Genomic DNA, 23,959 nt, shown 5'->3' with positions numbered 1-23,959 from the left:
GAAGACGCGGCCGAATGCCGTCCGCGCGGCATGGCCGAGTTCATCGACGTCTTGGACCGGCTCGCGATGCCGATCCCGAGAAGCGCACGCCGATGACGCGCCTTGCGCATTCCGAAGTAATCGCCAACGCGATCGGCTTTCTCGCGTCGGACGCAGCCAGCCATGTCACGGGCACGGTGCTGAGCGTCGATGGCGATCAGGCAATTCGAACAACAAGAAAACACCTCTTCATCTCAAGGAGACATAGCAATGACCAGGCAGAAAGGAGCCCGCACATGAGCCGCTCCGAACGCAGTGTAGATGTGCAGTCCTTTATCGACGGAGAGCGTTTTTCGCCGTTCCAGTGGACGATTCTGGTGCTGTGCTTTCTGGTCGTCGCAGCCGATGGTTTCGACACCGCGGCGATCGGCTTTATCGCGCCGTCGCTCGTGCAGCAGTGGGGCATCGCGCGCAGTGCGCTCGGGCCGGTGATGAGCGCGGCGCTGGTGGGACTCGGCATCGGCGCGCTCGCGGCCGGCCCGTTCGCGGACCGGATCGGACGCAAGACGGTGCTGGTGCTGTCGGTGTTCTTCTTCGGGCTGTGGAGTCTCGCGGCGGCCCGCGCCACGTCGATCGAATCGTTGACCGTGCTGCGCTTTTTCACCGGCCTCGGACTCGGCGCGGCGATGCCCAACGCAGTCACGCTGATGTCCGAGTACGCACCCGCGAGGATCCGAGCGGTCGCGGTCAATGCGATGTTCTGCGGTTTTTCGGGCGGGCTCGCGCTCGGTGGCTTCGCATCCGCCTGGCTGATTCCGCATTTCGGCTGGCCGAGCGTGCTGGTCGCGGGCGGCATCGGCCCGATCGTGCTGAGCGTGCTGCTGATCCTGCTCTTGCCGGAATCGGCGCAATTCCTCGCGGTGCGCAAGCGGGCCGATCAACGGATCGCGCGAATCCTGCAACGCATCGCGCCGCACGACCGCTTCGACGGATGCCGCTTCTTCGCGGTCGACGTGCGCCGCAATAGCGGCGAGTCGCGCTCGCAGTGGGCGCTCGCGATCATCCTGTCGGCGCGCTACCGTTTCGGCACGCTGATGCTGTGGCTCGCCTATTTCATGGGGCTGCTGATTTACTACCTGCTGACCAACTGGCTGCCGACGCTGTTCAAGGACACGGGCTTCTCCGGTGAAAAGGCGGCGTTGATGACGTCGCTGTTTCCGCTTGGCGGCATCCTCGGCAATCTGTGCGTCGGCTGGGTGATGGATCGCTTCGCCGGGCATCGGGTGATCGCGTTCACGTATGTGCTCGTTGGCGCGCTCGTGCTGCTGGTCGGGCGGGGCGTCGGCCATCAGGTCTGGCTCGGCACGCTGATCTTCCTGACCGGCACGGTCGCGACCAGCGCGGTCACGTCGATGTCGGCGCTCGCGGCGAGCTTCTACCCGACCCGGGCGCGTGCGACGGGCGTGGCGTGGATGCTGGGAATCGGCCGGGTCGGCGGCGTGGCGGGCGCGCTCGTCGGCGCTGCGTTGATGGGGCTCGGCTGGCAGTTCGGCGCGGTGTTCAGCCTGCTCGCGGTGCCGGCCGTGATCGCGGCGGGCGGGGTGGTGCTGATGATGCGGCGCGAGCCGCTCGATCGCGCATCGGTCGATGACAACGTCGGCGCCATAGCGATCGAGTGAAGTGCGGCGGCGGGCGTGCCGCTATGCTCGGACAACCCGCAGACCTTAGGTCGCGCGCAGCAACGCCATTTCGTTGTGCAGTAGCGCGAGCAATTCGTCGTCGGTCGGCCGCGTGCCCCAGTGGCGCGCGCCGGCCACCGACGCGATCGCTATCCACGAATGCGGTGGAAACCATTCGCGCACCAGCGTGCCGTCCTGGCGCAGGCACAGCTGGCCGGTCAGCTCGCTGTATTCGGCGCAGATGTGCGCACCGTCGACCTGTGCGCTTACTCGTCTCGGATCATTGCGTAGCACGTCGTCGCTCCTGTCAAAGGGGTGGCGCGAATGCAAGCGCGGCGTGGTGGCGCGATTAACGCCACCTGGCTTCCATCAATGGTCATGCCCGTGACCGTGCCAGCCGTTGTCGTGCCAGTCGTTGTCGTGCCAGTCGCGATGCGGGCCGCGTGCATCGCGCCATTCGTCGTGGTGACGTTCCCACTCGCGACGCTCCCAATAGCGACGACCATCGTAGTAACGATCACCGTACCAGCCCGGCGCGATCACGACCGCAGGCGGCGCAGGCGCATACACGGGCGCGGGCTGCACATAGACCGGCGGGGGCGGCGGAGCCTCAACGACGGCGGGCGCGACTGCGATGCCCGGCACCCCGATATTCACGCCGACGTCGACGTGCGCGAAAGCGGCCGTCGATGCGCCGATCGCAAGACCCGCGACGACGCTCAACGATACCCAGCGGTTGCGTGAAAGACTCATGATTGTTCTCTGTTGTGTGGATGTCTGTAGTGGAGTGGCGAGCCGGACGCGCACCTACTGCGCGTGATGGCCCGATCAATAGCGTTCGTAGTAGTGGTCGTGATGCGGATGATCGCCGCCAGGGACGACGATGCAGCCGCTCAACGCGCCGCCGAGCGTGGCGGCAAGAATGACCAGTGCGAGGATTTTTTTCATGATGTTGCTCCCTGAAATCTGTGCTGCGAGTGCCTGTCGTGCGAAGCGTTCTATCTGAATCGCTTTCGTTTGAACCGAACTCTACTGAGCGGCGCGATTACCGATGTGTTTGTGTGTAACAGGACGTGTCGATTGGAGGTCGCATTGACATGGGCATGCGAGTGCGATGAACGGGGAGGGGAAGCGCCTGCGGTTAGATGTCGAAACGCCACGCGATGGTCAGGCGTGCGGGCAAACCCTTGAAGAGGCTATGAAAAAAACCGCATTCAATGGCAGGCGATGCATGGATGTGAAGCGAAGGTTCGGCGCATCGATTGCTGAAAAAAGAAGCGAATGCAATTTCGCCTTATCTATGCCGCGCAGATACATTCGGTTGCAGACGGGTCATCGGGCTCGCCATGCATTCGTGCGAGCACGATGAAATGACGCTACACCGGTAGCGTCATCAGCCTGTCTTATGCTGCTGTGGAGTGGATAAAAAGCATCGCGCACGCAGCGCGCGCGTGCGCAACTTATTGCGCGGCCGCGGGCTCCTGGGCGGTCGCTTCGCGATAGCCGAGCCGCGTCGAAATCGCGAGGCCGGCTTCCTTGAGCAGCGCGACGTAATGCTGCTTCGTATCGGCGCCGCAACGCATCGTCGGAAAGGAAATCGACAGACCGGCGATCACGCGGCCGAAGCGGTCGAAGACCGGCACCGCGATGCATTGCAGGCCTTCTTCCTGCTCCTCGTTGTCCTCGCCGTAGCCCTGCTCGCGTACGTGCGGCAGGATGCTCAGCACCGCTTCGGCACAGGTCAAGGTTTTTTGCGTCGACTTGCGAAATTCGATGTGCGAGAGCACCTCACGCGCATCGGCCGGGTCCATCCATGCGAGCAGCACCTTGCCGATCGCCGTGCTATGCAACGGATTGCGCCGGCCGATTCGCGACTGCATGCGCAGCCCGTAGTCGGCATCGATCTTGTGGATGTAGATGATCGCGTCGTCGTCGAATGCGCCGAGGTGTACCGCTTCGCGCGTCATCTGGCCGATACGGCGCATTTCGACGTCGGCCTCGCGTACCAGATCGACGCTTTCGAGCGCTTTCGCGCCGAGCTCGAACAGGCGGATCGTCAGCCGATAGCGCTCGGTTTCGACTTCCTGGGTCACGTAGCCGAGCGCCTTCAGCGTTTGAATCACGCGATGCACGGTCGTCTTCGACATGCCGAGCCGTTGCGAAAGCTCGCTGATGCCGATCTGCCCGGTGTCGCCGATCGCGCCGAGAATCGCGAACACGCGCCCGATCGACGATGCCGATTCGCCTCGCTCACCGCTGTCCGCGTCGAGCGCCTTGTCGAGCGCTTTGTCGCGCGCAGTGCTTTTGTGTATTCCCGTTGCCGCCATGTCCGTCATTCCCTGTCTGTGCCAAGCCGCGCCGCTGCCGCATCGAGCCGATGCTCACCCGGCGCGAGAGCATAGCGCGTCGCATGCGCTGGTGGCGAGCTTGTGCTGTCGCTAGCGCGCGAGCCAGCCGCCATCCACCGCCAGTGTATGCCCATGCACGTAGTCCGACGCCGACGAGGCGAGAAAAACCACCGGCCCCGCGAGATCCTCGGGCACGCCCCAGCGGCCGGCCGGAATGCGCCCGAGAATTTCTTCGTTGCGCTGCGCGTCGTCGCGCAACGCGGCGGTGTTTGCGGTCGCCATATAGCCGGGCGCGATCGCGTTCACGTTGATGCCATGCGCGGCCCATTCGTTGGCGAGCAGCCGGGTGAGACCGAGCACACCGCTTTTCGACGCGGTGTACGACGCGACGCGGATGCCGCCCTGGAACGACAGCATCGACGCGACGTTGATGATCTTGCCGCCGCGTTGCTGCCGCACGAACTGACGCGCCGCGGCCTGCGACAGAAAGAACAGGCTCTTCAGGTTCACGTCCATCACCGCGTCCGAGTCGTCTTCGCCGAACTCGAGCGCATCTTCGCGGCGGATGATGCCCGCGTTGTTGACGAGCACGTCGAGGCGGCCGAACGCTTCAACCGCGGCGCGCACGATGTCGTCGACCGATGAGCTCGACGCGAGATCGGCGCGCACGTCGGCGAAGCGGCGTCCGAGCGCCTCGACGCGCGCGGCGGTCGTGCCCGCGTCCGTACGACTGACGCCGACGATGTCGCAGCCGGCCGCGGCGAGCGCGACGGCCATGCCGGCGCCGAGGCCGGTGTTGCTGCCGGTCACGATGGCGACCTTGCCGCTCAGATCGAAAGTATTCATTGTGGTCGGGCTCATGTTCGCTCAGCGCAGTTCGCGAACCGCGAGATGGTCCATGTCGCCGAACATCTGGTTCTCGCCGACCATGCCCCAGATGAACGTGTACGCGCGCGTGCCGACACCCGAATGAATCGACCAGCTCGGCGAGATCACCGCCTGCTCGTTGCGCACGACGATATGCCGTGTTTCGTGCGGCTCGCCCATCATGTGGAAGACGGCGGCGTCGTCGGCGACGTTGAAGTAGAAATACACCTCCATGCGGCGCTCGTGCGTGTGGCAGGGCATCGTGTTCCACAGGCTGCCCGGTTCGAGCTTCGTCATGCCCATCGACAGCTGACAGGTCGGCAGCACGTCGGGCACGATGAACTTGTAGATGGTGCGGCGGTTGCTCGTGGCCGCGTCGCCCAGGGCTTCGGGCGAGGCCTGATCGAGCGAGATCGTGCGGGTCGGATAGCTGGTGTGCGCGGGCGCGCAGTTCAGGTAGAACTTAGCCGGCTGGCTGGCGTCGGCGCTGCCGAACGCGACCGCCTGCGCGCCTTTGCCGATATAGATCGCCTCTTCGCGGCGCACCGTGTAACGCGTGCCGTCGACGTCGACCCAGCCGTCGCCGCCGATGTTGATCGCGCCGAGTTCACGCCGCTCGAGCAGATAGTTGACGCCGATCGCCTTGCCGAGCGAGCCCGATACTTCGACCGCGCGCTCGACCGGCCACACGCCGCCGACGATGATCCGGTCGATGTGGCTATACGTGAGCTTCAACGCATCGCGCTCGAAGATCTGCTCGACCAGAAACTCGCGCCGCAGCCCGGTAGTGTCGAGCGTTTTCGCGTATTCGCTGTTGATGGCCTGTCTCACGTCCATTGAATTGTTCTCCTGTCGGTATGCGGGGTGCGGTGCCGCCTCGTGCCGAGACTGTAACGCAGAATCGCGATTTCGGAACGCTGGTCCGAAAATGTTTCGGCGAGCGATCGCAGCTGACAACACGTGGCGCGAACGGCCGGGTAAACGATAGTCGGCCTTATTAAATAAAGCGGAACGGCGTTCCTTTCATGGTGCTATATTGCGCCGGACAGGGAGAGCCCGGCATAGACCGGGACACCAACACGGGTCATCGATCCGATAACGGGACGTCACCGTCCATGGAGGAGGCATGAAAATCAAGAAGGCCATCGACCGCATTCCAGGCGGTCTGATGCTGGTGCCGCTGCTGCTCGGCGCCTGTGTGCACACGTTCGCGCCCGGCGCGGGCAAATATTTCGGCTCTTTCACCAACGGCCTGATTACCGGTACCGTGCCGATTCTGGCGGTATGGTTCTTCTGCATGGGCGCAACGATCGACCTGCGCGCAACCGGCACCGTGCTGCGCAAGTCGGGCACGCTGCTCGCAACCAAGATGCTGGTCGCGTGGATCGTCACGTTGATCGCGGCGCGCTTCATTCCGATCGACGGCATCAAGACCGGGCTCTTCGCGGGGCTGTCGTTGCTCGCGATCACGACCTCGATGGACATGACCAACGGCGGTCTCTACGCTGCCGTGATGCAACAGTACGGCACGAAGGAAGAGGCGGGCGCGTTCGTGCTGATGTCGGTCGAATCGGGGCCGCTGATCAGCATGATCATTCTGGGCGCCACGGGTGTGGCGTTCTTCGAGCCGCGGCTGTTCGTCGGCGCGGTGCTGCCGTTTCTGATCGGCTTTGCGCTCGGCAACTTCGATAGCGAGCTGCGCGAGCTGTTCGGCCGCTGTGTGCATCCGCTGATTCCGTTTTTCGGCTTTGCGCTCGGCAACGGCATCGATCTGAACGTGATCGTCACGAGCGGTTTGCCGGGTATCGTGCTGGGGCTCGGCGTGATCGTCGTGACCGGCGTGCCGCTGATTCTCGCCGATCGCTGGATCGCCGGCGGCAATGGGGCGGCGGGGCTCGCCGCGTCGTCGACGGCGGGGGCCGCGGTCGCGAATCCGGCGATCATCGCCGACATGATTCCGAGCTTCAAACCGCTGGTGCCGGCCGCAACCGCCATGGTCGCCACCGCTTGCCTCGTCACCGCGATTCTGGTGCCGATCCTCACGGCGCTGTGGGTGCGCCGGCATCAACCGCGCGGCACACTGCGCGAGGAGTTCGCCACGGTGACGCAGGCGGCGCCGCTCAACGAGTAGCGCGATGCAGCTGTCTGAATGAGTCAGTAGCAGGAAGCTGGCGCGCCCCTCAGCGCGCCAGCTTCGTTTCGAGCATCGCTTTCACCTCGGGCCATTCGTCGTCGATGATGCTAAAGCGCACCGAGTTGCGCTTGCGTCCATCGGGCATGATCCGCTCGTGCCGCACGATGCCTTCCTGTTTCGCGCCGATGCGCAGGATCGCCGCGCGCGATCTGTCGTTGAGCTCGTCGGTCGTGAATTGCACGCGCACGCAGCGCATCACGTCGAATGCGTGGCACAGCAGCAGATACTTCGCCTCGGTGTTCACGACCGAGCGCTGCGCCGAGGCGGCGAGCCACGTATGGCCGATTTCCAGCTTGCGGTTCGCGCGATCGATCTTCCAGAACCGCGTGCTGCCGACGATGCGGCCGGCGCCGTCATTCCCGTCTTCCTCGTCACGCCGCACGATCACGAACGGCATCACCTTGGCCGCAGCGCGGCCGGCGAGCGCCCTGGCAATATAGGCATCGATCGTCGCCGGGCCCGGCACGACGGTCAGCTTCATGTCCCACAGTTGCCCGTCGGCGGCGGCGTCGACGAGCGCCTGCGCGTGGTCCTCGCGCAGCGGCCGCAGCTCGACGAACGAGCCGCTCAGCGTGGGTTGCATCGATTCGGCGGAGATATCGTTCATGGCAATAAAAAAGGTCCGCGAGCGGAACACTCGTGGACCTGGCAGATCGGTTGATCCAGGCTACGGAACGACGCGACCGGCGAACCCGCGGCGCCGTTCCTCTAGCGCGTGATTAGCTTGATTAAACCGACATCACCGTGACAGCCTTGGTGACGAGGTAGGCTTCCATCGCCTCCGGGCCGCCTTCCGAGCCGTAGCCGGAATCCTTGACGCCGCCGAACGGCATTTCCGGCGTCGGCGTGGCGGGCTGGTTGATCCACAGCATGCCGACTTCCATGCGCTGCGACAGCAGATGCACGTTGGCGAACGACTTCGTATACGCGTAACCGGCGAGGCCGTACGGCAGACGGTTCGCTTCGGCGATCGCTTCTTCGAGCTTGTCGAAGCCGCGGATCGCGGCGACCGGGCCGAACGGCTCGTTGTTGAACACGTCGGCTTCGAGCGGCACGTCGGTCAGCACGGTGGCCGCGAAGAAGTTGCCTTCGGTACCGACGCGCTCGCCGCCCGTCGCGACCTTCGCGCCGGTCTTGCGAGCGTCGTCGACGACCTTGGCCATCGCGCTCAGACGGCGCGCGTTGGCGAGCGGCCCGAGCGTCGTGCCTTCGGCGAGACCGTCGCCGAGCTTCAGGCTTTCAGCGTGCTTGACGAGCGCGTTGGCGAACTCTTCGCGGATGCTGTTGTGCACGAGGAAGCGCGTCGGCGAGATGCACACCTGACCCGCGTTGCGGAACTTCGCGGCGCCGGCTGCCTTGACCGCGAGCGCGACGTCGGCGTCTTCCGCGACGATCACCGGCGCGTGGCCGCCGAGTTCCATCGTCGCGCGCTTCATGTGCGAACCGGCCAGCGCCGCGAGCTGCTTGCCGACCGGCGTCGAGCCGGTGAACGTGACCTTGCGGATCACCGGATGCGGGATCAGGTAGCTCGAGATTTCGGCCGGATCGCCGAACACGAGGCCGACCGTGCCGGGCGGCACGCCGGCTTCGACGAACGCCTGCAGCAGGGCCGCCGGCGACGCCGGGGTTTCTTCCGGCGCCTTCACGAGGAACGAGCAGCCGCAGGCGAGCGACGCCGACAGCTTGCGCACGACCTGGTTGACCGGGAAATTCCACGGCGTGAACGCGGCGACCGGGCCGATCGGCTCCTTCAGCACTTGCGACTGCGCGGCGAGGTTGCGCGACGGCACGATGCGGCCATACACGCGGCGGCCTTCATCCGCGAACCATTCGATGATGTCAGCGGCGGCCAGCACTTCGACGCGCGCCTCGGCGAAAGGCTTGCCCTGTTCCTGCGTCATCAGGCGGCCGATGTCGGCGGCGCGCTCGCGCACGAGAGCCGCAGCCTTGCGCATGATGGTGGCGCGTTCGTTGGCCGGCACCTTGCGCCAGGCTTCGAAGCCGCGCTGCGCGGCTTCGAGCGCGCGGTCCAGATCGGGGATGCCGGCATGCGCGACCTTGCCGATGGCCTGGCCGGTCGCGGGGTTGATCACGTCGAGGGTCTTGCCGCTGGCGGCGTCGCACCATTCGCCGTTGATCAGAAGACGGGTATCGGTATAGCTCGAGATGGCCATGCTGGGTTCCTGTGAGAGGGAAAACAACTGGCCGCGCGGTTGTGCGGCACGAGGCGACACACCTACGCGGCCATGAATGAATTGCCGATACCATTTATCTTATCTGATTGCGGGCAATCGCACCGGACGCGGCTCTCGGGCGCCTGCTCGTGGCATGCGGCTTGCTGAGGCTTGGCACCGGAGCGACTTTGCGGGTCTCGCCGGGGCGCGGCGTCAGCGCTGCGTGAATCCCATTCAACCGCTACTACAGCGCATCACGAGGACATCGCCATGCCAACCGGAACAGTGAAATGGTTCAACGACGCGAAGGGCTTCGGCTTCATTACCCCCGATGACGGCGGCGAAGATCTGTTCGCGCATTTTTCGGAGATTCGATCCGAAGGTTTCAAGTCGTTGCAAGAAAATCAGAAAGTCAGCTTCGAAATCAAGCAGGGGCCGAAAGGCAAGCAGGCGGCAGATATAAAGCCCGTGTGACGCCGGCCTCGCGGCTCATCCGCATGCGAGGTAACGATGGATAAGGACGCCGCCTACGCGGAGATCGAGCGCAATGGCGGCGCCGCCTATGCGAAAACCTTCGCCGCGCGCTATCCCGACGAACCGCTTACACCGTTCTGTCATCGCTATCTGTTCGAACGGGCGCAGCGCGATGAAGCCGAGCACGACGCGGCCGCGGCCACGCACGACGACGAGCGCGGTTTTGCGCTGAGGTCGCTCGCGCGCATGGAAGCGTCGTCGCATATCGCGCAGGCGGCGGCGAGCGCGTCGCGTGACGCGGCAGCCGCCGCGCACACTTCGGCGCGCGCGGCGCGGCGCTCGGCCTTCTGGACCATGATCGCTGCTCTCGCGTCGGCGACGGGCGTAGTGGTAAACGCGGCCCTCAATCTCGGCTGGCTCGAATGGGCAAGGCATCTTGCGCACTAGGCGACGCGTCGGGCCGAACGTCCGCGCGCGTGAATGTGATGTGAATGGGAGGCGCCGGTGGGCTAGCGCGCAAACCACGCGACAACCTATGCATTTACCACACCGAAACGACATCCATGCGACACGGTTACACGAGCGCGTCGATTGCACAAATCGACCTATCGGAGCATGCCGCGGGCGGTCCGAACGCAGTATTATTCTTCAGGTTTCCTTCAGCTTTGCTCCGTACTATTTGCGCCACTGCCCGTGGCCTTTCCGGACCGCGGCCGCCGCTACGTGCGGGTCGAGCACAGGCTTTCACGACCTGCATTCGGGCAATGGAACAGATAGATTCCTGACTGAAAACTGAAAGCGCCTATAAAGGCTTGCTGGAGCATCCATGAAAACTCTGTTCTTGCAGGCGCCGTCGTACGACGGCTTCGATGGTGGTGCGGGTTCGCGCTATCAGGCCAAGCGTGAAGTTCGCTCGTTCTGGTATCCGACGTGGCTCGCACAACCCGCCGCACTCGTTCCCGACAGCCGCGTGCTCGACGCAACGGCAGACGGCCTGTCCGTCGAAGCCGTGCTCGACATCGCTTCGCAATACGAGCTGGTGGTGATCCACACCAGCACGCCATCCTTCCCGACCGACGCACTGTTCGCCGAGGACCTCAAGAAGCGCAAGCCGTCGCTGCTGATCGGCATGGTCGGCGCGAAGGTCGCGGTCGATCCGCATAATTCGCTGATCGCGACCGAGGCCATCGACTTCGTTTGCCGCGAGGAATTCGACTACACCTGCAAGGAAATCTCCGAGGGCAAGCCGTTCTCGCAGATCCTGGGCCTGAGCTACCGCGCCCCCGACGGCTCGATCGAACACAACGAAGCGCGCCCGATCCTCGAGAACATGGACGAGCTGCCCTTCGTCGCGCCGATCTACAAGCGCGATCTGACCATCAAGAACTACTTCAACGGCTATCTGAAGCATCCGTACGTGTCGCTGTACACCGGCCGCGGCTGCCGCTCGAAGTGCACGTTCTGCCTGTGGCCGCAAACGGTCGGCGGCCATCGCTATCGGGTGCGTTCGGTCGAGAACGTGCTCGAGGAAGTGAAGTGGATTCGCGACAACATGCCCGAAGTCAAGGAGATCATGTTCGACGACGACACGTTCACCGACTTCAAGCCGCGCGCCGAAGAAATTGCGCGAGGCATGGGCAAGCTGGGCGTCACGTGGTCGTGCAACGCGAAGGCCAACGTGCCTTACTCGACGCTGAAGATCATGAAGGAAAACGGCCTGCGCCTGCTGCTGGTCGGCTACGAGTCCGGCGACGACCAGATCCTGCTGAACGTCAAGAAGGGCCTGCGCACGGACATCGCGCGACGCTTCGCGCAGGACTGCCGCACGCTCGGCATCAAGGTGCACGGCACTTTCATTATCGGCTTGCCGGGCGAGACGCAGGAAACGATCCAGAAGACCATCGAGTACGCGAAAGAGATCAATCCGCTGACCATTCAGGTGTCGCTCGCCGCGCCTTATCCGGGCACTCGGCTCTATAACCAGGCGGTCGAGAGCGGCTGGCTCGCGGAGAACAAGGTGATCAATCTCGTCAGCAAGCAGGGCGTGCAGCTGGCGGCGATCGGCTACCCGCATCTGTCGCGCGACGAGATGTACCATCAGCTCGAGAACTTCTACAAGCGCTTTTATTTCCGGCCGTCGAAGATCTGGGAGATCCTGCGCGAAATGCTGACGAGCTGGGACATGATGAAACGGCGCCTGCGCGAAGGCGTCGAATTTTTCCGCTTCCTGCGCGCGCACGAGGCGTGAGCGCCGTACACATCGCCGCCGTCACGCTCGCGTACGCGTGCGCGGCGGCGACTGTTGTCGGCATCGGCTACACCGTGCTCGCGAGCGCGCTGATCGGGCGCTTCTTCGCTAGAGCGGTGGCCGTTCCCTCCAGCTTTCCACCCATTACGGTTATCAAACCGTTGCACGGCAACGAGTGGGCGCTGCTCGATAATCTGTCGAGCTTCTGCGCCCAGGATTATCCGGGGCCCGTGCAATTCCTGTTCGGCGTGCACGACTCCGCCGACCCCGCGCTGCAAACCGTCGACGAACTGCGGCGCCTGCATCCGCAGGCGGACATCACCGTTGTCACCGATGCGCGTCTGTACGGACCGAACCGCAAGATCAGCAACATCCTCAACATGCTGCCGCAGGCGCGCCACGACGTGCTCGTGTTCGCCGATAGCGACGTGTGCGTCGGCCCCGACTATCTGCGCAATGTGATCGGCGAATTGCAGAAGCCGGGCGTCGGGCTGGTCACCTGCGCGTATCGCGGCCAGCCCGATCCGGGTTTCTGGCCGCGGCTGTCGGCGATCGCCACCAACTACCAGTTCCTGCCGGGCGTCGTCACCGGACTCGCGCTCGGGCTCGCGCGGCCGTGCTTCGGCCAGACCATCGCGATGCGGCGCGACACCTACGAGCGGATCGGCGGCTTCAAGCCGTTCGTGCGGCATCTGGCCGAAGACTACGAAATCGGCGCGGCGGTGCGCGCGGCGGGCGAGCAGGTCACGATTCCGCCGTTCGCGATCGCGCATGCCTGTGTCGAAGCGAGCGCCGCGCAACTCGTGACGCACGAACTGCGCTGGAGCCGCACGATCCGCCGCATCGATCCGCTCGGACACCTCGGCACCGCGCTCGTGCATCCGTTGCCGTTCGCGCTGCTCGCGCTCGCGTGCTCGGGCGGCGCGCCGTGGGCGTGGCTGCTCGCAGCAATGACGGTGCTCGCGCGTGTCGCGTTGAAGTGGCGCGCGGATCGGGCGTTGCGTCAGCGCTGCCGCGATCTGTGGCTACTGCCGTTATGGGATATCGTATCGTTTGCGATTTTCGTCGCGAGCTTCCGCTCGTCGCGGGTGACCTGGCGGGGCTTCAGCTTCAAGGTCGACGGCGACGGGCTGCTGTCGGCGGCACAGGACGAATGACGAACGAACGGCAGATTGGGCGGTCAATGAGCGAAGAAGTATCGAGCAGGCGAAACGGCACCGCCCTGGAGACGCACGGCAGCGGCCCGGCGGCACAGGCGGCACAGGCGCCTCAGGCGGCGGCGCACTCGGCAACCCATACGGCCACCCATGCCGCGGCACGCGGCGTGCGGCGCATCAGGTCAATCGAGGTCGCGTGCGAGGTGCGCGCATGATGAAGCATCTGGGCCGCGGGGCCGCGCTCGCGGGTTTGCTGATCTCTTTGTGGCTGGTCTGGCGCGAAGATCCGCGCGCGGTGCTCAGCGCGTTGCGCGCGGCCGGCGCGGGCCTCGTGCTGGCCGCGTTGGCGCACGTGCTGCCAATGGTCGCCAATGCGTGCGACTGGCGCTCGCTGATTCGCGGCGCGAACCGCCCCAGCTTCGGCAGGATGATGCATCTGGTATGGGTGCGCGAATCGGTCAACTCCATGCTGCCGGTCGCGCGGATCGGCGGCGAACTCGTGGCGTTCCGCATGTTCAAGCGCTGGGGCGTCCGGCCATCGACAGCGGTCGCCAGCACCATCGTCGACATGCAATTGACGCTGATCAGTCAGCTGATGTTCACGATGGTCGGCATCGGCTTTCTGTTCGCCAATGCGCAATCGGGCGCGCTGCGGCTCGCCGGGCAGCTCGCTTGGGGCGTGGTCGCGTTGACGCCGCTGCTGTTGCTGTTCGGGCTCGTGCAGCATGCGAATCCGTTCGAGCGCATCACACGCGTGGCGAACCGGATGACGAGCGGCAAGCTGACCGCGCTGGTCGGCCAGTCCGCGCAGATCGATCAGTCGATCAAGGTGATCTGGCGACGCCGCGCGGTCGTGCTGCGCTATCTGTTCTTCTGGCAGCCGCTGCAATGCGTGCTGACTTCGCTCGAAATCTGGCTCGCGCTGTATTTCCTCGGCGCGCGCGTGACGCTCGTCGAGGCGATCGTGATCGAATCGCTGATCCAGGCGGTCAGCAGCGCCGCGTTCTTCGTGCCGGGCGGTCTTGGCGTGCAGGAGGGCGCTTTCGTACTGATTGGCGGCGCACTCGGACTCGATCCCGCGACCTGTCTCGCGCTCGCCGCCGCGCGGCGCATTCGCGACCTGCTGATGTTCGTGCCGGGCCTGATCGCGTGGCAGTTGTTCGAGGCGTCCGGCAACGCGCGGCCGCATGCCAAGCCACCCGGCGTGGGCGCCGGGCTGGCCAAACAGCGTTCGGGCGTCGCTGATGCGAACCGCGGCGGCGAGCGGCGCTGAGCGATCGGCTCGCGGTTCCCCGCTTCCCGCTCGCGTCTTTGACGCGAACGCCGCGCGCCGTCAGCGCGGCGCGCGATAGGCCGGAAACGACAACTGCACCGCCAGCCCCTGGCCCCCGATTCCCGCTCCCAGCTGCAGATGCGCGCCGAAATGCTCGGCGATCCGCGCAACGATCGACAAACCGAGCCCGCTGCCGGTCGCCTGATTGCCGGTCGCGCGGAAAAAGCGGTTCGTCAGGCGCGCGAGATCGTCCGGCGCGACGCCGGGGCCGTCATCGCGCACGCTCAGTTGCACGTGCCCGTCGGCATGGCGCACCGCGACTTCGACGTTGCCCCCCGCACGCCCATACTTGATCGCGTTATCGAGCAGATTGTCGAGCAGGATCCCGATCAGCACCGGCTCCGCATCGATCTCGGCGAGCATGTCGCCGACCAGCATCACGTTGATGTGTTTCTGCTGCGCATTACGCCGGTTCGCGAGCAGCGCATCTTTCGCGATCGCGGCCGGCTTCAGCGGCTCGGTGGGCAGCTTCTCCTGCACGTCGAGCCGCGCGAGCAGCAGCAACTGCTCGGCGAGCCGTGCGCTGCGATCGACGCCTTGCACGACGCGCTCCATCGCGAGCCGCTGCAGCCCGATGTCGGGCTCCGCGAGCGCGACCTGCGCCTGCACCTTGATCGCGGCGAGCGGCGACTTCAGTTCGTGCGCGGCATCGGCGGTGAAGGCGCGCTCGAGTTCGAGAGCATGCTGCAGACGCGCCAGCATCTGGTTGATCGCATCGACGAGCGGGCGCACCTCGATCGGCGTGCGGCCGATCCCGACCGGTTCCATGCGGTTGATGTCGCGAGAACTGAGCGCGGCCGAAAGCACTTTTAGCGGTGCGAGGCTCCAGCCAATGCTGAACCATACGAGCAGCGCGAGCACCGGCAGCGCGATCAGCGTGGGCCGCGCGATGCGGCTCGCGATTTCGCTCACCAGGTCGCTGCGGGTATTGGCCGGCTCGAACACACGCACGCTGTGACCGAGTGCGGTCTCGCGCAACGTGAACGAGTGATACAGCTCGCCGACGAGCATCACGTCTTGCGCGCCGCTCGCGGGCGGCAACGGCAAATCCCACGCGGCGAGCGCGTGCAGTTGCGGGCTGCCTGCCAGCACGACGCCGTCGGCCGTGCGCACCTGGAAAAGCGCATCGCGCGGCAGCGTGTCGTCGTCATCGGAGTTGTTCGCGCCGGCTTCGGCGCTTTTCTCTTCTTCGCGCACGTCGATGCGCGCATTCGCGAGCGTCATCAGATTGGCCGGATCGAGCAGCGCGAGCACTTGCGCGAGTTCGGCGAGGCGCGCTTCCTCCCATAGGCCGACTTCGCGCGTCGCCTGCCGGTAGCTCGACACGAGCGCGCCGCCCCAGACGAGCGCGATGCTCGCGAGCACCAGCAGCACGAGGCGCCGCCGGATCGACGGACCGATCATTCTTTCTCCATCACGTAGCCGATATTGCGCACGGTCTTGATCAGATTTGCGCCGAGCTTCTTGCGCAGGTTCGACACATGCACCTCGATCGCATTGCTTTCGATTTCCTCCTGCCAGCCGTACAGGCTTTCTTCGAGCCGCGAGCGCGACTGCGGAATGCCGAGATTGGTCAGCAGTTGCAGCAGAATCGCCCATTCGCGCGATGTCAGCGGCACGCGCGCCTCGTCGATCTGCACCGTTTGCGCGGCCGGATTCACTGTCAGATTCTGGTAACGAATCAGATTGATACTGCGGCCTTGTGCGCGGCGCAACAGCGCACGGCACCGCGCGATCAGCTCGGTGAGATCGAACGGCTTGCCGAGATAGTCGTCGGCGCCCGCTTCGAGACCGCCGACGCGGTCGACGACCGTGCCTTTCGCGGTCAACACCAGCACCGGCACGTCATTGCCGGCGTCGCGCATGCGTTTGAGCAACTCGGTGCCGCTCACGCGCGGCAGGCCGAGGTCGAGTACCACCAATGCATATTGAGTCGTGTCGAGCGCGAGGCCGGCCTTGTGGCCGTCGCGGGCCCAGTCGACCGTGAAGCCGGCCTGGCGAAGGCCCGCTTCGACACCGCAGCCGATGAGCTCGTCGTCTTCTACGAGGAGTAAGCGCATGAGGCAAATATTCCAAGGTGTGGATTTATTGCATAAGGTCCTGCATTTTTATGCAAGCGACATTGATCCGTCTATACGAACAATCCGCGGTGTTCCGAAGTGTAACCACGCCGTTCGTTAGCCGCTTTATGCCATGCGGATGCTTAAGGTTTCCTTCAGCTTGAATCGATACCATCGACGCGCTATAAAATGGTCGTCGCAGATCGTGATGCATGTGCGAGACCAAGTTGTCGTCAGACCATCGCAATCTGATCGTAAGGACTTCGATGGAGTGACGCGCGAGGCATTCTTTATGCTGGTCGATAGCGTCAATGGACGTATCGACGAGTCCCGCCCAATGCCAGCATCTGGTCAGGCTGCAAGGCCCCGCACGAGGCACGTTATGAAGCGAGTCACCATCGACATGCTACGAGCCCATTTGCTAGTCGCGTCTCTGACCGCCGCAGGCACCGAAGCGCTGCTGTGCATCGCGCTGCCTGTACTGCCGGTCTCCGACGCTTTTTTCGCCTCGGCATCGTTCAGGCTGTTCGCGCTCGCGCTGATCATCGGCGGCGTCGTGATCGCGCGCGAATTCTCCGAGGTCGCGTTCGAGTTCGCGGTGCGGCGCGACTACGCGATTCGCGCTGCTCGCGGCGCGTGGCCGGCCGTGATCTCAGCCAACTGTCCACGCCGGTGGCTCGTCGTGCTTCATCTGCGGCTAACGGGGCAACCGTTCGTGCTGGCCGAGCACTGACGGATACGGACGACACACAATGGCGGCCCACGCGTTGATTGCATGTCAATGGCTTCTGTTAGCCGGCTGCGTTAGCGCTTCGATCTACACGGTAGCCGCCGCGCTCGCCATGCCGTTTTTCACCGCGCGGCATAAATCGAACCATCATGGCGGCAGGGCAGTCAATCGCGCGCTCAGCCGTTCGCTAATGGGTTCACCCGATGACCCATGCGGGCCGTTCGCGCAGGTCGGTGTCAGCGTGCTGAAGCCGCTGTGCGGCGCCGAGCCGCGTCTGTACGAGAATCTGCGAACCTTCTGCGAGCAGCGGCATCAGCATTTTCAGCTGGTGCTCGGCGTCTCGTCGCCGCACGATCCCGCCATCGCAGTGGTGCGCCGTTTGCAGGCCGCCTATCCGAAGTGCGACATCGAACTCGCTATCGACACGCGCGTACACGGCAGCAATCTGAAAGTCAGCAACCTGATCAACATGGCCGCACGTGCTCGCCACGACGTGATCGTGATCGCCGACAGCGACATCGCGGTCGACTCCGACTATCTCGACAGCGTCGCCGCGCCTCTCGCGGACCCGAGCGTCGGCGTGGTTACGTGCCTGTACGTCGCGCGCGGCGTCGGCGGCTTCTGGCCGCGCGTCGGTGCGCTGTTCATCAACGAGTGGTTCGCGCCGTCGGTGCGAGTCGCGCACGCGATGGGCTCGCGGCGCTTCGGTTTCGGCGCGACCCTCGCGTTGCGGCGCGCGACGCTGGAGCGCATCGGCGGCTTCGAGGCGCTGAAAAACTGCCTCGCCGACGACTACTGGCTCGCCGAGCACGTGCGCGCACTCGGTCTGCAAACGGTGCTGTCGCGCGTGATGGTCGCCACCGACGTGATCGAGCCGACCTTCGCGGCGCTGTGGCAGCGCGAAACGCGCTGGCTGCGCACGATCCGCTCGGTCAATCCGCCGGGTTTCGTGTCGCTGCTGATCACCTTCCCCACGCCGTGGATGTTGACGGGCGCCGGGCTGACCGTGTCGTTCGCATCGTGTGCTCACGCGCCGTTCGCGGCGGTGGTCGCGAGCGCGTCGGCCACCGCGCTTTGCGTTGGCGCGCGCCTGCTGCTGCATTGGCGTGCGGCGCGCCGTGCGCGCACGTTCTGGCGCGATCTGCCGCTGGTGCCGTTGCGCGATACGCTGCTCGCGCTCCAGTGGCTCGTCAGCGCGTTCGGTTCGCACGTCGTGTGGCGCGGCGAGCGCATGCAGCTCGGCACGCCGTCCGCCGAGCGCAGCGGTCGGCTGGACAGCCTCACGTGATAGCGCGCGGCAAGCCGGCCCAGCCGCGCGGACTGATCATCACCGCCGACGATTTTGGCCTGCATCAGCGCGTCAATCTCGCGGTCGAGCGCGCGCACCGCAACGGCGTGCTGCGCGCGACGAGTCTGATGGTCGGCGCGCCGGCCGCCAAAGACGCGGTTGCGCGCGCGCATACGCTCCCGGAACTACGGGTGGGCCTGCATCTGGTGCTGGCCGACGGCGCCGCGCTGGCGCCGCGCGAGCAGGTCGCCGCGCTGCTCGACGAGAACGGCCGCTTCAGCAGCAACATGGTGCGCGACGGTGTGCGCTTCTTCTTTCTGCCGCACGTGCGCCGGCAACTCGCGTACGAAATCCGCGCGCAATTCGAAGCCTTCGCCGCGACCGGCCTCACGCTCGACCACGTGAACACGCACAAGCATTTTCATCTGCATCCGACCGTGCTCGGCCTGATCCTCGACATCGGCCGCGACTACGGCATGACGGCGATGCGTCTGCCGTTCGAAGCGAACGCGCCGCTGTGGCTGCGGCCGTGGATCGCGCACGTGAAGACGCGGCTCGAGCGCGCGGGGATCGCGCACAACGACTACGTGGTCGGCATCGCGGCGAGCGGACGGATGGACGAGGCGACCTGGCTCGCCGCACTCGCGAATCTGCCGCATGGCGTCGGCGAAATCTACTGTCATCCGGCGCTGGCCGGCGACGCGCTGAGCGAGGGCATGCACGACTACCGGCATGCCGACGAGTTGCAGGCGCTGTTGTCGCCAAAGGTGGCCGCCGCGATCCGCGCGCTCGGCGCGCGAGTCGGCGGGTTCGCGGATGTGCTTGCGTAGCGTCATGCTTCGCGAAACGCAAAAAGCCCGGATAACCGCTCGACGCGTCCTCAGAACCCGTAAGCGTTCGTTAAGCTGCCGCGGCCGATAATACCGAGGCCAAAACCGCACGAACGAGGGGAGAGGCCATGCGCCTGCTACTGGTCGAAGACGACGACATGATCGCGGAATCGGTGCTGGGCGCGATGCGCCGCGCCGGCTACGCGATCGACTGGGCCGAGGACGGCCGTGCGGCGGAACTGTCGCTCGATAACGGCGTGTACGACCTCGTGCTGCTCGACCTCGGCCTGCCGAAAAAAGACGGCATCGACGTGCTGAACGCATATCGCCGCAACGGCGGCGCGGCGCCGGTCATCATCCTGACCGCGCGCGACGCGATCGACGAACGCATCCGCGGTCTCGACGCCGGCGCCGACGACTACCTGATCAAGCCGTTCGATCTCGACGAACTGGCCGCGCGCATTCGCGCGCTGCTGCGTCGGCGCACCGGCCAGAAGCAGCCGGTCTACAGCCACGGCGAACTGACGCTCGACCCCGCCGCGCATGAAGTCACCAAGGAAGGCGTGCCGCTGGCGCTGGTGCCGCGCGAATTCGCGCTGCTGCAGGCGCTGATCGAAGAGCCGACCCGCGTGTTCACGAAGGCCGAGCTCGAAGAAAAGCTGTACGGCTGGGGCGAGGAAGTCGGCAGCAACACGATCGAAGTGCATGTGCACAGTCTGCGGCGCAAGATCGGCGCGGACCAGATCGTGACCGTGCGCGGGGTCGGCTACCGCCTGAAGAGGTGCGGATGAGGTCGATTCGCCGCTGGCTGCTCGGCTGGCTGATCTTCGGCATGGCGGCGGCGTCGATGGTCGCGGCTTTCGCGATCTTCCATACCGCGCGGCGCGAGGCGAGCGAGCTGTTCGACTACGAACTGCGCACCGTCGCGCTGTCGCTGCCGTCGTCGCTGAGCGGCGCGGGCCTGCGCGAGCGTCGCCCCCCCGACCTCGGCGATCTCGCCGACGACCGCATCGTCATCGAGATCTGGGACAAGAGCGGCACGCTCATCTATCACTCCGCGCAGGCGCCGATGTTCGAGCGTCTGGCGCCGGGCTTCCACACGGTGCCGCGCGGTGAGTACCACTGGCGCATCTTCGGCGTCGCGCAGCCAGACCGCTACGTGCAGGTCGCGCAGCCCGTCTCGGTGCGCGAGGACCTCGCGTTGCATCTTGCGCTGCACACGCTGTGGCCGCTCGGCGTGCTGCTGCCGGTGACGATCGCGCTCGTGCTGCTGGTAGTCGCGCGCGGGCTCGCGCCGATCGGCGCGCTGTCGCGCGCGCTCGCGACGCGTTCGATCGATTCGCTCGAACCGCTGCGCCTCGACGGCAACGTGCCGGTCGAAATCCGGCCGCTCGTCGAAGCGCTGAACGATCTGCTGCAACGGCTGCATACGGCGTCGCAGGCGCAGCGCACGTTCATCGCCGATGCCGCGCACGAGCTGCGCTCGCCGCTCGCGGCGCTGAAGCTGCAACTGCAGGCGGCGTCGCGCGATGGCTCGCTGAAGGGCGAGGGGCAGACGCTCGAGCGTGTCGAAAATCGGGTGAACCGGATCATCCACCTCGTGCAGCAACTACTGACGCTCGCGCGCGAAGATGCACAGCCGGTCACCTCGACGGTGCCGGTGAGCTTGCGCCGCATCGGCGAGCAGGCAGTCAGCGATTGTTCGGTGCTCGCGGAGCTGCGCGAGATCGATCTCGGCCTCGAATGCGAACAGGCGCGCACGCCGAACGACGCCTACACCGTGCTCGCCGAGCCGCACAGTATCAGCGTGTTGTTGGGGAATCTGATCAACAACGCGATTCGTCATACGCCGCGGGGCGGCCGTGTCGACGTGGTGCTGCGGCGCACGGGCGAGCAGGTTGGCTTCGAGGTCGTCGACAGCGGCTCAGGAATTCCGGAGGCGGAGCTCGAACGCGTGTTTGACCGTTTCTATCGCGGCGAGGAGTCGAAGGGCGAGGGCAGCGGGCTCGGTCTCGCGATCGTCGCGCGGATCGCCGAGCGGCATCAGCTAGGGTTGTCGCTGCGCAACAACGTCGGCGCGCCGGGCTTGCGGGTGTCGGTCACCGGGCTGCACGCGCCCGCCGCCGATGCGCCCGTCACGGCCGCGAATTAACGATCGTCATTGCGGCTAGCGGTTGTCACAAGCATATAGGCGCACGCTGCTACAATCTCATTTTTACAGATCGACAGATTGGTTGTGCACTATGGGTTTCGAACAACTCGCTGAACTGAAGAAGCAACTGGCCGCGGCGCGAGCCGCCGCCGAGGGCGCCGGCAAGCCCGATCGCAAATCGGCTGCGCGCCCCGCTTCGAAGTCCGCCGGCAAGCCCGCTTCAAATCCTGGGGCACATCCTGGATCTAACGCCGAGCGTGGCGCCAATCCGGGCACGAAACCCGGTGGCCGGCCCGGTGGGAAGCCGGCCGCGAAGGCCGGTGGTCGGCCGGACGGCAAGCCGGGCACGCGACCCGGCCGCCCGCAGCCCGCCCATCACGCCGCACCCGAGGGCGCCGGGCCCGCCAGGACTGCGGCGGCGGACGCCAAGCCGGTGGACCCGGTGGTGCGCTCGATCGGTCGTCTGCAAAAGCGCTTCCCGATCGCTTTCCCGAAGAATCCGGCACCGAAGCTGCCGCTGAAGATCGGCGTTTTCGAAGACCTCGTCGAGCACGCGAAGGAGCTGTCGCTGACCGAAGCCGAACTGCGCGACGCGATCAAGACGTGGTGCCGTGGCGGGCGCTACTGGAAGAGCCTCGTCGAAGGCGCCGCGCGCGTCGATCTGGCGGGTGTCGAAGCCGGCAAGGTGACGGCGCAAGAAGCGGCCGGTGCGCAGCGCCTGCTCGCGCATCGCGCGGCGAAGGGCGCGCAGAAGGCCGCCGCGGCGACGGCAAGCGCGAATGCACAGACGGGTGCCGGTACATCGTCACCGTCCGAGACGGCGACCGCCGACGAGCCGCAGGCCGAAGCAGCGGTAGCGCCAGTCGCGCAACAGGCGGTTCCGCAAGCGGATGCCGCTGCCGCAGCACCGGAAGCCGTAGCGGCGAATGCCGCCGGCAGCGCGGACACCCCGACGCAAACCAGCGCACAATCCGAATCCCAAGCTTCCACTCCCTCCCAGGCCTAACTCTGGCATCGCCCGTCGCGGCCTCGCTCACGAGGCCATGACGGGTGGCGCAGCCGTCAGCCGGCTGCGCACGAATCCCACATGCTCCCGCAGCACATAAAACGCATCCGCATACGCTAGCGGCATGCGCAGGTGGTTCAGCGCCGCCTCGATCTCGTCCAGTTGCCCCAGTAGCTGTGTGCGCTCCTCGTCGGTTGCGCCGGCGAGCGCGTGCCGCTCGATCGCGATCAGCGAACCGTAATAGCGATAGATGCGTGAGCGCACCCGCCACCGGTACAGCGCCGGAATCACCCGCATCGCGGGCAGCAGCAGCACGGCGACCGGCAACAAAAGGACCAGTGTGCGATCGCCGATGCTCGCGAGCCAGAATGGCAGCGTCCGATACAAAAAGCCCTTGCCGGTCCGGTAATAGCGCTGCGCATCTTCGCTGATCCGGTATTCGTGCTCGACCGGCGTCGGGAACTGGCCGGCGTGCTGCAACAGGCCCGCGGCGCCATGCACTTCCTGCGCCGCTTCGATCAGCAGATCCGAAATCGCCGGATGCAGCGTGCTGCGCGCGACGAGTTCGACCGTCGGGCTGATCAGGTGGACGGTCTCGGGCGGAATGCGCCGCTTCAGATCGAGCACGCCGGGCGGCAGGTCGATCTGGTCGAGAAACGGAAACACGCGCGTATAGGCGCTGGCTTCGTCGAAATTCATCACCGAAATGCCGGGTACGCGCAACAGTCGCAGCATCAGGCCGCGCGTTGCCGAATCGCCGCTCAGCAGCGCCGCGTCGACCTCGCCGGAGACCAGCTGAGTGGCGGCCTGCAGGCCGTCGCTCGGCACCAGCGTCGTCGCGCCGCCGGACTCGATGCCGTTCGCCGCGAGCAGTTGCAGCGCGAGCAGCCGCGTGCCGCTGCCTTCGCGGCCAATCGCGATCCGCTTGCCTTCGAGCTGCGCCAGTTGCGTGAGCGCCGCGCCACGATAGAACACGACGATCGGCACATAGAACACGCTGCCGAGCGACACCAGCGACGACGTATCCAGCCCTTGGGCCACTCCGCCTTGCACGAACGCGATATCGACGTGCTGCTTCGGGTCCAGCAGCCGCTGCAGGTTCTGCACGGAACCATCGGATTCGAGCACGTTCAGGCGGATGCCGTTGCGCGCGAGGATCTTGCGGTACTGGTTCGCGGTGACGACGAACGAGCTGTCGCGCGGACCGGCGCTGATCGCGATCGTGCGCGGCGGCGCCGGATTGGCGATCCAGACGATCAGCACGATCGCGAATGCGACCAGCAGCGCCGTGATGAAGTAGGGCAGCAGGTGCTCGCGCCATTCCGCGCGCGTCAGTTCGGCGGGAAAGTGCGGAGGACGCGGACGGTGCGCTTTCATGAAGACTCCGTGCCTGAAGCCGGGAGCAGGCATTGTCGCCTGTGCGGGGCGGCTTTGCCGTGA

At 65.7% G+C, this 23,959-nt stretch carries 23 protein-coding genes and 1 pseudogene; 14 read left to right on the top strand and 10 right to left on the bottom strand.

Translation table 11 applies throughout. From position 1 onward, the window contains the following. Positions 1-14: 14 nt before the first annotated feature. A pseudogene (locus VSR82_RS01855) lies at positions 15-182 on the top strand (SDR family oxidoreductase); the annotation flags it as partial. A 93-nt stretch (positions 183-275) separates the two neighbouring features. After that, positions 276-1,658 carry an MFS transporter gene (locus VSR82_RS01850; protein WP_429461870.1) on the top strand — a complete coding sequence of 461 codons (1,383 nt, stop codon included), beginning with the start codon at positions 276-278 and terminating at the stop codon, positions 1,656-1,658. A 45-nt stretch (positions 1,659-1,703) separates the two neighbouring features. Here VSR82_RS01850 and VSR82_RS01845 read toward each other — a convergent pair whose 3' ends face one another. The 5 genes from VSR82_RS01845 to kduI all read right to left on the bottom strand — a co-directional run bounded on the left by VSR82_RS01845 (position 1,704) and on the right by kduI (position 5,710). Next, the gene (locus tag VSR82_RS01845) at positions 1,704-1,952 is read right to left on the bottom strand and encodes a hypothetical protein (RefSeq protein ID WP_026228520.1); all 249 of its coding nucleotides are present in this window, start codon (positions 1,950-1,952) and stop codon (positions 1,704-1,706) included. Positions 1,953-2,027: 75 nt separating this feature from the next. Further along, positions 2,028-2,411: a hypothetical protein gene (locus tag VSR82_RS01840; RefSeq protein ID WP_429459128.1), complete on the bottom strand. Its 384-nt coding sequence runs from the start codon at positions 2,409-2,411 to the stop codon at positions 2,028-2,030. Between the two features lie 707 nt (positions 2,412-3,118). Beyond that, complete coding sequence (gene kdgR, locus VSR82_RS01835; protein WP_498857462.1) at positions 3,119-3,985, bottom strand: DNA-binding transcriptional regulator KdgR; 867 nt, start codon at positions 3,983-3,985, stop codon at positions 3,119-3,121. A gap of 111 nt (positions 3,986-4,096) precedes the next feature. Further along, positions 4,097-4,852: a 2-dehydro-3-deoxy-D-gluconate 5-dehydrogenase KduD gene (kduD, locus tag VSR82_RS01830; RefSeq protein ID WP_498857461.1), complete on the bottom strand. Its 756-nt coding sequence runs from the start codon at positions 4,850-4,852 to the stop codon at positions 4,097-4,099. Positions 4,853-4,873: 21 nt separating this feature from the next. Then, positions 4,874-5,710, bottom strand: a complete 837-nt coding sequence (kduI, locus tag VSR82_RS01825) for a 5-dehydro-4-deoxy-D-glucuronate isomerase (protein WP_429459134.1) — start codon at positions 5,708-5,710, stop codon at positions 4,874-4,876. A 289-nt stretch (positions 5,711-5,999) separates the two neighbouring features. Here kduI and kdgT point away from each other — a divergent pair, with 289 nt between their 5' ends. Then, positions 6,000-7,004: a 2-keto-3-deoxygluconate transporter gene (gene kdgT, locus VSR82_RS01820; RefSeq protein ID WP_368586980.1), complete on the top strand. Its 1,005-nt coding sequence runs from the start codon at positions 6,000-6,002 to the stop codon at positions 7,002-7,004. A 49-nt stretch (positions 7,005-7,053) separates the two neighbouring features. Here the strand turns inward: kdgT and VSR82_RS01815 are convergent, their stop codons facing one another. Further along, positions 7,054-7,674: a GNAT family N-acetyltransferase gene (locus tag VSR82_RS01815; RefSeq protein ID WP_410848018.1), complete on the bottom strand. Its 621-nt coding sequence runs from the start codon at positions 7,672-7,674 to the stop codon at positions 7,054-7,056. A 121-nt stretch (positions 7,675-7,795) separates the two neighbouring features. Beyond that, positions 7,796-9,241: an NAD-dependent succinate-semialdehyde dehydrogenase gene (locus tag VSR82_RS01810; RefSeq protein WP_410848019.1), complete on the bottom strand. Its 1,446-nt coding sequence runs from the start codon at positions 9,239-9,241 to the stop codon at positions 7,796-7,798. A 270-nt stretch (positions 9,242-9,511) separates the two neighbouring features. On the opposite strand from VSR82_RS01810, the gene VSR82_RS01805 reads away from it, so the two are divergent. The 5 genes from VSR82_RS01805 to VSR82_RS01785 all read left to right on the top strand — a co-directional run bounded on the left by VSR82_RS01805 (position 9,512) and on the right by VSR82_RS01785 (position 14,393). Next, positions 9,512-9,715 carry a cold-shock protein gene (locus tag VSR82_RS01805; RefSeq protein ID WP_007181784.1) on the top strand — a complete coding sequence of 68 codons (204 nt, stop codon included), beginning with the start codon at positions 9,512-9,514 and terminating at the stop codon, positions 9,713-9,715. Between the two features lie 36 nt (positions 9,716-9,751). Beyond that, positions 9,752-10,162 (top strand): hypothetical protein, encoded by a 411-nt coding sequence (locus VSR82_RS01800; RefSeq protein WP_429459139.1) that lies wholly within the window; start codon positions 9,752-9,754, stop codon positions 10,160-10,162. A gap of 379 nt (positions 10,163-10,541) precedes the next feature. Beyond that, positions 10,542-11,963 (top strand): hopanoid biosynthesis associated radical SAM protein HpnJ, encoded by a 1,422-nt coding sequence (hpnJ, locus tag VSR82_RS01795; RefSeq protein ID WP_429459141.1) that lies wholly within the window; start codon positions 10,542-10,544, stop codon positions 11,961-11,963. Beyond that, a complete protein-coding gene (gene hpnI / locus VSR82_RS01790) occupies positions 11,960-13,120 on the top strand; it encodes a bacteriohopanetetrol glucosamine biosynthesis glycosyltransferase HpnI (protein WP_498857460.1) in 1,161 nt (386 codons plus the stop codon). The genes hpnJ and hpnI (VSR82_RS01790) overlap by 4 nt, the downstream gene beginning before the upstream one ends. A gap of 211 nt (positions 13,121-13,331) precedes the next feature. Continuing rightward, the gene (locus tag VSR82_RS01785; RefSeq protein ID WP_368586974.1) at positions 13,332-14,393 is read left to right on the top strand and encodes a lysylphosphatidylglycerol synthase domain-containing protein; all 1,062 of its coding nucleotides are present in this window, start codon (positions 13,332-13,334) and stop codon (positions 14,391-14,393) included. Positions 14,394-14,453: 60 nt separating this feature from the next. Here VSR82_RS01785 and VSR82_RS01780 read toward each other — a convergent pair whose 3' ends face one another. Further along, entirely contained in the window at positions 14,454-15,857 is a 1,404-nt protein-coding gene (locus VSR82_RS01780; RefSeq protein WP_429459147.1) for an ATP-binding protein, read from the bottom strand. Further along, positions 15,854-16,513, bottom strand: coding sequence for a response regulator (locus VSR82_RS01775; protein WP_429459149.1), 660 nt, complete (start codon positions 16,511-16,513; stop codon positions 15,854-15,856). The genes VSR82_RS01780 and VSR82_RS01775 overlap by 4 nt, the downstream gene beginning before the upstream one ends. 382 nt (positions 16,514-16,895) lie before the next feature. Between VSR82_RS01775 and VSR82_RS01770 the strand changes: the two genes are divergently transcribed. The 6 genes from VSR82_RS01770 (at position 16,896) to VSR82_RS01745 (ending at position 22,519) form a co-directional block, all read left to right on the top strand. Continuing rightward, positions 16,896-17,246: a hypothetical protein gene (locus tag VSR82_RS01770; protein WP_368586972.1), complete on the top strand. Its 351-nt coding sequence runs from the start codon at positions 16,896-16,898 to the stop codon at positions 17,244-17,246. Positions 17,247-17,265: 19 nt separating this feature from the next. Further along, positions 17,266-18,531, top strand: coding sequence for a bacteriohopanetetrol glucosamine biosynthesis glycosyltransferase HpnI (hpnI, locus tag VSR82_RS01765; protein WP_368586971.1), 1,266 nt, complete (start codon positions 17,266-17,268; stop codon positions 18,529-18,531). Then, the gene (hpnK, locus tag VSR82_RS01760) at positions 18,528-19,361 is read left to right on the top strand and encodes a hopanoid biosynthesis-associated protein HpnK (RefSeq protein ID WP_429459152.1); all 834 of its coding nucleotides are present in this window, start codon (positions 18,528-18,530) and stop codon (positions 19,359-19,361) included. The genes hpnI (VSR82_RS01765) and hpnK overlap by 4 nt, the downstream gene beginning before the upstream one ends. A gap of 128 nt (positions 19,362-19,489) precedes the next feature. Next, positions 19,490-20,152 carry a response regulator gene (locus VSR82_RS01755; protein WP_368586969.1) on the top strand — a complete coding sequence of 221 codons (663 nt, stop codon included), beginning with the start codon at positions 19,490-19,492 and terminating at the stop codon, positions 20,150-20,152. Further along, positions 20,149-21,513: an ATP-binding protein gene (locus VSR82_RS01750; protein ID WP_368586968.1), complete on the top strand. Its 1,365-nt coding sequence runs from the start codon at positions 20,149-20,151 to the stop codon at positions 21,511-21,513. Before VSR82_RS01755 ends, VSR82_RS01750 begins: the two co-directional genes overlap by 4 nt. Positions 21,514-21,604: 91 nt before the next feature. Continuing rightward, positions 21,605-22,519 carry a ProQ/FinO family protein gene (locus VSR82_RS01745; RefSeq protein WP_368624180.1) on the top strand — a complete coding sequence of 305 codons (915 nt, stop codon included), beginning with the start codon at positions 21,605-21,607 and terminating at the stop codon, positions 22,517-22,519. A 27-nt stretch (positions 22,520-22,546) separates the two neighbouring features. On the opposite strand, the gene VSR82_RS01740 is transcribed toward VSR82_RS01745, so the two are convergent. Further along, entirely contained in the window at positions 22,547-23,896 is a 1,350-nt protein-coding gene (locus tag VSR82_RS01740; RefSeq protein ID WP_429459155.1) for a TAXI family TRAP transporter solute-binding subunit, read from the bottom strand. Positions 23,897-23,959 lie beyond the last annotated feature (63 nt).

Origin of the sequence: Burkholderia sp. JPY481 (assembly GCF_038900515.1) — a bacterium.
GTDB lineage: Bacteria > Pseudomonadota > Gammaproteobacteria > Burkholderiales > Burkholderiaceae > Paraburkholderia > Paraburkholderia youngii.
This window is presented reverse-complemented; position numbering and strand designations above follow the sequence as displayed.

Bases quoted from the DNA above. Each gene is read 5' to 3' on its own strand.
- kdgT (WP_368586980.1), top strand. From the start codon at position 6,000: ATGAAAATCAAGAAGGCCATCGACCGCATTCCAGGCGGTCTGATGCTG.
- VSR82_RS01810 (WP_410848019.1), bottom strand. From the start codon at position 9,241: ATGGCCATCTCGAGCTATACCGATACCCGTCTTCTGATCAACGGCGAA.
- VSR82_RS01840 (WP_429459128.1), bottom strand. From the start codon at position 2,411: ATGAGTCTTTCACGCAACCGCTGGGTATCGTTGAGCGTCGTCGCGGGT.
- VSR82_RS01750 (WP_368586968.1), top strand. From the start codon at position 20,149: ATGAGGTCGATTCGCCGCTGGCTGCTCGGCTGGCTGATCTTCGGCATG.
- VSR82_RS01780 (WP_429459147.1), bottom strand. From the start codon at position 15,857: ATGATCGGTCCGTCGATCCGGCGGCGCCTCGTGCTGCTGGTGCTCGCG.
- hpnI (WP_368586971.1), top strand. From the start codon at position 17,266: ATGGCGGCCCACGCGTTGATTGCATGTCAATGGCTTCTGTTAGCCGGC.
- VSR82_RS01775 (WP_429459149.1), bottom strand. From the start codon at position 16,513: ATGCGCTTACTCCTCGTAGAAGACGACGAGCTCATCGGCTGCGGTGTC.
- kduD (WP_498857461.1), bottom strand. From the start codon at position 4,852: ATGAATACTTTCGATCTGAGCGGCAAGGTCGCCATCGTGACCGGCAGC.
- kdgR (WP_498857462.1), bottom strand. From the start codon at position 3,985: ATGGCGGCAACGGGAATACACAAAAGCACTGCGCGCGACAAAGCGCTC.
- VSR82_RS01805 (WP_007181784.1), top strand. From the start codon at position 9,512: ATGCCAACCGGAACAGTGAAATGGTTCAACGACGCGAAGGGCTTCGGC.
- VSR82_RS01815 (WP_410848018.1), bottom strand. From the start codon at position 7,674: ATGAACGATATCTCCGCCGAATCGATGCAACCCACGCTGAGCGGCTCG.
- kduI (WP_429459134.1), bottom strand. From the start codon at position 5,710: ATGGACGTGAGACAGGCCATCAACAGCGAATACGCGAAAACGCTCGAC.
- VSR82_RS01755 (WP_368586969.1), top strand. From the start codon at position 19,490: ATGCGCCTGCTACTGGTCGAAGACGACGACATGATCGCGGAATCGGTG.
- VSR82_RS01800 (WP_429459139.1), top strand. From the start codon at position 9,752: ATGGATAAGGACGCCGCCTACGCGGAGATCGAGCGCAATGGCGGCGCC.
- VSR82_RS01745 (WP_368624180.1), top strand. From the start codon at position 21,605: ATGGGTTTCGAACAACTCGCTGAACTGAAGAAGCAACTGGCCGCGGCG.
- VSR82_RS01785 (WP_368586974.1), top strand. From the start codon at position 13,332: ATGATGAAGCATCTGGGCCGCGGGGCCGCGCTCGCGGGTTTGCTGATC.
- VSR82_RS01770 (WP_368586972.1), top strand. From the start codon at position 16,896: ATGAAGCGAGTCACCATCGACATGCTACGAGCCCATTTGCTAGTCGCG.
- hpnJ (WP_429459141.1), top strand. From the start codon at position 10,542: ATGAAAACTCTGTTCTTGCAGGCGCCGTCGTACGACGGCTTCGATGGT.
- VSR82_RS01740 (WP_429459155.1), bottom strand. From the start codon at position 23,896: ATGAAAGCGCACCGTCCGCGTCCTCCGCACTTTCCCGCCGAACTGACG.
- VSR82_RS01850 (WP_429461870.1), top strand. From the start codon at position 276: ATGAGCCGCTCCGAACGCAGTGTAGATGTGCAGTCCTTTATCGACGGA.